This is a genomic window from Dietzia sp. DQ11-38-2 (genome assembly GCF_014145055.1).
Lineage (GTDB): Bacteria > Actinomycetota > Actinomycetes > Mycobacteriales > Mycobacteriaceae > Dietzia.
Map to the genome: position 1 here is coordinate 4,259 of NZ_JAALDW010000044.1, position 6,568 is coordinate 10,826.

5 protein-coding genes are annotated in these 6,568 nt (G+C 69.6%); 1 reads left to right on the forward strand and 4 read right to left on the reverse strand.

The features are described from left to right. From G6026_RS01975 to G6026_RS01990, 4 genes are all read right to left on the reverse strand, one after another. Window positions 1–814, reverse strand: an 814-nt coding sequence (locus tag G6026_RS01975; protein WP_182612104.1) for a LuxR C-terminal-related transcriptional regulator, incomplete at its 3' end; no start/stop codon positions are given. 25 nt (window positions 815–839) lie between these two features. Then, window positions 840–1,736 (reverse strand): 3-hydroxyisobutyrate dehydrogenase, encoded by an 897-nt coding sequence (mmsB, locus tag G6026_RS01980; protein ID WP_107757078.1) that lies wholly within the window; start codon window positions 1,734–1,736, stop codon window positions 840–842. 3 nt (window positions 1,737–1,739) lie between these two features. Continuing rightward, window positions 1,740–2,915: an acyl-CoA dehydrogenase family protein gene (locus G6026_RS01985; RefSeq protein WP_107757079.1), complete on the reverse strand. Its 1,176-nt coding sequence runs from the start codon at window positions 2,913–2,915 to the stop codon at window positions 1,740–1,742. 62 nt (window positions 2,916–2,977) lie between these two features. After that, window positions 2,978–4,504, reverse strand: coding sequence for a CoA-acylating methylmalonate-semialdehyde dehydrogenase (locus G6026_RS01990; RefSeq protein ID WP_107758176.1), 1,527 nt, complete (start codon window positions 4,502–4,504; stop codon window positions 2,978–2,980). Window positions 4,505–4,775: 271 nt separating this feature from the next. On the opposite strand from G6026_RS01990, the gene G6026_RS01995 reads away from it, so the two are divergent. Beyond that, window positions 4,776–6,497 (forward strand): AMP-binding protein, encoded by a 1,722-nt coding sequence (locus tag G6026_RS01995; protein WP_182612105.1) that lies wholly within the window; start codon window positions 4,776–4,778, stop codon window positions 6,495–6,497. Window positions 6,498–6,568: the final 71 nt, after the last annotated feature.

Sequence of the window (6,568 nt, forward strand, 5' to 3'; positions counted from 1 at the left end):
ACCGTGTGCCCAGCTTCGTCCCGATGTTGCGCAGGTAGGCCTTGATCGTCTCCGGCGACAGGGACAGCCGGGCGCCGACCTCGGCATTGGAACATCCGAGCGCCACCTGCGCGAGGACGTCGATCTCCCGCGGGGACAGGACCGTCGGCGCCTGGGGGACGTCCCGGCCCTCCTCGGGCGCCCTGCCGACCCCCGCCAGGGCGGACCCCGCGGCCAGCAGCCTCTCCCGGAGGCCGGGGTCGCCCAGCTCGGCGGCGATCGCACGCAACTCGCCGTGCAGGACACGCAGACGTTCCCGGTCCGCGGACTCCAGTCCGAAGTTCTGCTCCGCGACGGCGTGATCGGCCATACGCAGTCGTCTGTCGACCTCGTCGTGGATCCTGAACTCTGAGGCCAGGTCCGCGGCGACGGAGGTGAACGTCCGGGTGACCTGGTCGCCGAACTGGGTCGCGACCCGGGCCGATCCGTAGAGGATGGTCCGCGCCACCCCCGAGACCATCACGGGGACGGAGATGATCGCCCGCAAGCCCTCGCGGTCCACCGCGTCGGCGTAGTCCCGGGTGATCCTCGAGCACTCCTCGTAGTCACGGACCGTCGCCGGTCGACCCGAGGCCAGCACATGACCACCGAGGCCACGCCCCCTGGCCACGGCCAACCCCTGCATGGAGTCGGTGCGGACCCCGATGAAGCGGTTCAGCCTGGCGGTCTCACCGGTGACCTCGCCGGCGAAGACGACCGGCACACCGGTGGTGCGACGGGCCCTGCGCAGGGCCCCCAGTACAGCGTCTGAATCCTTGGGGCGGAGGGTGGACATGGTGTTCTCCCGAGAGTGGAGGTGTTCAGCTCCGCGAGGACTCGCGGATGCTGGTGATGATGGCGCTGAAGTCCTTGCCACCGTTGTCCTGCGCGAACTCGTCGTACAGGGCCGCCGCTGCTGCTCCCAGCGGAGCGACCGTACCAGTGCTCTCCAGGGCCGCGAGCGCCAGCCCGAGATCCTTGTTCATGAGAGCCGTGGCGAAGCCGGGCGTGAAGTCGTTGTTGGCGGGCGAGGTGGGGACGGGGCCGGGGACGGGGCAGTTGGTGTGCAGCGCCCAGCTGTTGCCGGTCGCGCCGGTGACCACGTCGAAGAGGGCCTGGTGATCGAGGCCCAGTCCCTCCGCGAGCACGAACGCCTCGGCGATCGCGATCTGGTGCACGGCCAGCACCATGTTGTTGCAGACCTTGGCGGCCTGCCCGGCCCCCGCCCCTCCGCAGTGGATGACCTTGCCCGCCATGGGCTCCAGGACGGGCTGCGCGGCCGCGAACGCCTCGTCCTCCCCGCCGACCATGAACGCCAGCGTGCCGGCGGTCGCACCTTTGACGCCACCGGAGACGGGCGCGTCGACCTGGAGCATCCCGGCGTCCACCGCCTTGGCATGGACCGCACGGGCGTCGTCGACCGAGATCGTGGAGGAGTCGATGAACAGGGTCCCCTCCCCCGCCTCGCCCAGCACTTCGTCATAGGTCGAGGTCACCAGCGCACCGTTGGGCAGCATCGTGATCACCACACCTGCTCCCCTGACCGCCTCGGCGGGCGAGTCACACACGGTGACCCCGGCGGTGCGGGCCGCCTCCTGCGCCGCTTCCACCGGGTCGAACCCCCTGACGACGAATCCGGCGCCCACCAGGTTGGCGGCCATGGGTCCACCCATGTTGCCCAGCCCGAGAAACGCCACGGTCTGCGATCGGTTGTCCATGTCCTACGCTCCCAGTCCGCGCGCGGCGACGGCCCGGCCGACGACGACACGCATGATTTCGTTCGTCCCCTCCAGGATGCGGTGCACCCGGAGATCTCGCACGATCTTCTCTATTCCGTACTCGGCGAGGTATCCGTACCCGCCGAAGAGTTGCAGTGCCCGGTCCGCGATGTCGAAGCAGTGGTCGGTGACGAACAGCTTCGCCATCGCGCACTTCTCGACATGGTCCGGCTCCTTGGCGTCCAGGGCCGCGGCGGCCCGCCACAGCATGAGCCGGCTGGCCTCCAACTCCGTCGCCATCTCGGCGAGGGTGAAGCGGATCGTCGGCTCGTCGATGAGCGCACCGCCGAAGGCCTCCCGGTCCCGCACGTGGGCGACGGCCCGCGAGTACGCGTCCTGGGCCCCACCCAGGGAGCAGGCGGCGATGTTGATGCGCCCGCCGTTGAGGCCCTTCATGGCGATGGTGAACCCGAGGCCCTCTCCCCCCGTTTCGGCGCCACCGATGAGGTTCGCGGCCGGGACCCGGACACCCTCCATGATCACCTGCGCGGTCGGCTGGGCGTTCCACCCCATCTTCTGCTCGTCCGGGCCGAAGCTCAGTCCCTCGGAGTCCGCGGGGACGAGAAAAGCCGAGATCCCTTTGGGGCCGGCCTCACCGGTGCGGGCCATCACCACGTAGACGTCCGACTGACCCCCACCGGAGATGAACTGCTTGGTGCCGGTGAGGACGTACTCCGCGGACTCGCCCTCGCCCTCCTTGACCGCCTTGGTCCGCAGGGCCGCCGCGTCCGAACCGGCACCGGGCTCGGTGAGGCAGTAGCTGGCGAACAGCTCCAGCGACGCCATCCTCGGGATCCACTCGCGACGCTGCTCCTCGGTGCCGAACTCGTCGACCATCCACACGCACATGTTGTGGATGGACAGGTACGCGGCCACCGACGGGCATCCCCGGGCGAGCTGCTCGAAGATCCGGACACCGTCGAGGCGACGCATCCCGCTGCCCCCGACGTCCTCGGAGACGTAGATGGCGCCCATCCCCATCTCGGCCGCCTCGCGGAGGACGTCTTTCGGGAAATGATGGCTCGCGTCCCACTCCTGCGCCATGGGCGCGATCCGCTTGGCCGCGAAGTCGCGGGCGGTGTCGACGATGACCTTGTCGTCGTCATCCAGGGTGAACATGGGTGTTCCTCTCATACGGTGCCCGGTTGTCGCGGTGCCCGGCTATCGCGCTGCGGGACCGGTCAGTCCATCGTGGGGATGACGAACTCGGCCCCGTCCTTGATGCCCGACGGCCAGCGCTGGGTGACCGTCTTGACCTTGGAGTAGAACTTGATCGACTCGGGGCCGTGCTGGTTGAGGTCGCCGAATCCGGACTTCTTCCAGCCGCCGAAGGTGTGGTACGCGATCGGCACGGGGATCGGCACGTTGACGCCGACCATGCCCACCTGGACGTTGGACACGAACTCGCGGGCGGCGTCGCCGTCGCGGGTGAAGATGGCCACGCCGTTGCCGTACTCGTGCTCGTTGGGCAGGCGAAGGGCCTCGTCGTAGTCCTTGGCGTGGACCACGACGAGGACGGGGCCGAAGATCTCGTCCGTGTAGACGCTCATGTCGGGGGTGACCTTGTCCATGAGCGTGGGGCCGACGTAGTAGCCCCCGGAGATGTCCTCGCCGTTGAACTCGTCCGTGTAGGCACCCACACCGCGGCCGTCGATGAGGATCTCCGCGCCGGCCTTCTCGCCCTGGTCGATGTAGTCCAGCACACGGGCCTTGGACTCGGGCGTGACCAGCGGGCCGTAGTCGGCGTTCGGGTCGTGGCTGTGGCCCACCCTCAGCTCCTTGACCTTGGGCACCAGCTTCTCCAGCAGCGCCTCGGCGGTGCCCTCGCCCACGGGAACGGCGACGGAGATCGCCATGCACCGCTCACCAGCGGAGCCGAAACCGGCCCCGACCAGGGCGTCCGCGGCCTGCTCGAGGTCCGCGTCGGGCATGATGATCATGTGGTTCTTGGCGCCACCGAAGCACTGCGCGCGCTTGCCGGTGCGGGCCGCGTTCTCGTAGATGTACTGCGCGATCGGGGTCGACCCGACGAACCCGACCGCCTGGATCGTGTCGTTGTTGAGGATCGCGTCGACGGCCTCCTTGTCGCCGTGGACGACCTGGAAGATGCCGTCGGGCAGGCCCGCCTCGGTGAACAACTCGGCCAGGCGCACCGGGACCGAGGGATCGCGCTCGGAGGGCTTGAGCACGAAGGCGTTGCCGCACGCGATGGCCGGGCCCGCCTTCCACAGCGGGATCATGGCGGGGAAGTTGAACGGGGTGATCCCGGCCACGACACCGAGCGGCTGACGCATGGAGTAGACGTCCACGCCGCCCCCGGCGTTCTCGGTGTACTCACCCTTGAGCAGGTGCGGGATCCCGATCGCGAACTCGAGCACCTCGAGGCCACGCTGGATGTCTCCACGCGCGTCCGGGGTGGTCTTGCCGTGCTCGATCGCCAGCAACTCGGCGAGCTCGTCCATGTTCTGGTTGATCAGGTCGACGACGCGCATCAGCACGCGGGCGCGCTTCTGGGGGTTCTGCGCCGCCCACGACTTCTGGGCCTCGGCGGCCTTGGCGATCACGTCGTCGACCTCGGCCGTCGACGCCAACGGCACCACGGCCTGCGCCATACCCGTGCTGGGGTTGAGCACCTCGTGGGTGCGGCCACCCGTCCCGGCGACCCTCGCGCCGTTGATGTAGTGGTCGATCTGCCTGAGATCAGACATGGACATCCCTTCGTCGTGAGGCCGCGGTCCGTCGTGTCCGCGCGGCTCTTCTCCCGTGATGGCCATCACCCTATACTTGCATCTCCTAGTAATCCAGGGGCGGGTGTCCGGCCACCCCCCGACCCTCCCCTTTCGGGTGTACCGCGACCCTGGCGCGCGCCCATACTGTGAGCTGACTCACGTGCCGTGCGCGCCTTCACCCGTGCCCACGGCCGCCCGTGCCCGGTTCCCTCCGCGCCGTCCCACCCGTGCCCGCCCGTCAGGAGACTCAATGGCCCCGCTCGACACCGACGCCACCACCCGCTTCCGCGCCGCACGCGACTTCCTGCAGGCCACCGCGGAGGACTACGACGCCGCCCGGGCGGGCTTCGCCTGGCCCGAACTCGACGAGTGGAACTGGGCCCTGAACTGGTTCGACGTCGAGGCCGAGGGGAACAGCGACCCCGCACTGTGGATCGTCGAGGAGCACGACGGCGGCGGCGCCCCCACCGAGGCCAAGTACTCCTTCGACGAGATGCGCGTCCGCTCGGACCGCACCGCCAACTGGCTGCGCGAGCGCGGTGTCGAGCCCGGGGACCGGGTCCTGCTCATGCTCGCCAACCAGGTGGAACTGTGGGACGTCATGCTCGCCGTGATCAAACTCGGCGCCGTCGTCATCCCCGCCACCACCCTGTTGGCGGAGGGCGACCTCCGCGACCGCATCGCCCGCGGCGGGATCAAGCACGTGATCGCCCGCGACGAGCTCGCCGACCGGTTCACCACCATCGCCGGCGACTACCAGCGCATCTCGGTGGGCGGCGCCCCCGAGGGCTGGACCGACCTCGCCGCCGCGATGGACGCGTCCCCCGATTTCGAGCCCAGCCACACCACCCGTGCCGACGACACCCTGCTGCTGTACTTCACCTCCGGGACCACCAGCAAGCCCAAGCTCGTCGAGCACACGCACGCCTCCTACCCCGCCGGCCACCTGTCGACCATGTACTGGATCGGCCTGCAGCCCGGCGACGTCCACCTCAACGTGTCCTCCCCCGGGTGGGCCAAGCACGCCTGGTCCAACGTCTTCACCCCGTGGATCGCCGGATCATGCGTGTTCATCTACAACTACTCCCGCTTCGACGCCACCGCGATGATGCGGGAGATGGACCGCTGCGGCGTGACGAGCCTGTGCTGCCCGCCCACCGTGTGGCGCATGCTCATCCAGGCCGACCTCACCCAGTTGATGGTCCCACCGCGGCTGGCCGTGGGCGCCGGTGAGCCGCTCAACCCCGAGGTGATCGGCCGGGTCCGCGACGCGTGGGGGGTGACCATCCGCGACGGCTTCGGCCAGACCGAGACCACCGTGCAGATCGCCAACACGCCGGGGCAACCCATCAAGGACGGGTCCATGGGCCGGCCCTGCCCCGGCTTCGACGTGGTGCTGGTCGATCCGGCCACCGGGCAGGAGGTCGCCGGCGAGGGCGCCGAGGGCGAGATCTGCCTGCGTCTGGACCCCCGCCCGCTCGGCCTGATGGTCGGCTACCACGGCGACGCCGAACGAACCGATGCCGCCTACGCGGACGGCTTCTATCACACCGGCGACGTGGGGTCGCGCGACTCCGAGGGCTATATCACCTATGTGGGCCGGACCGATGACGTGTTCAAGTCCTCCGACTACCGGATCTCGCCGTTCGAGCTGGAGTCCGTCCTGCTGGAACACCCGGCGGTGGCCGAGGCCGCGGTCGTCCCCTCCCCCGACCCCGTGCGCCTCAGCGTGCCGAAGGCGTTCGTCGTCCTGGCCGGCGGCTGGGAGCCGACCGAAGACACCGCCCGCCAGATCTTCGACTACTCCCGCACCCACCTGGCCGGCTACAAGAGGGTCCGGCGGTTGCAGTTCACCGACCTGCCCAAGACCATCTCGGGCAAGATCCGCCGCGTCGAGCTGCGCAGGGGCGAGAGCGAGAACGGTCCGTCGGTGGACTTCCCCGGCGAGTTCCGCGAAGAGTCGCTGCGCTGACGGCCGGCCCCCGGTCTGTGGGGGCGCCGCTGCGGTCCGTGCCAGCCGGGTCGGCGCGGGCGCGGTCCGTG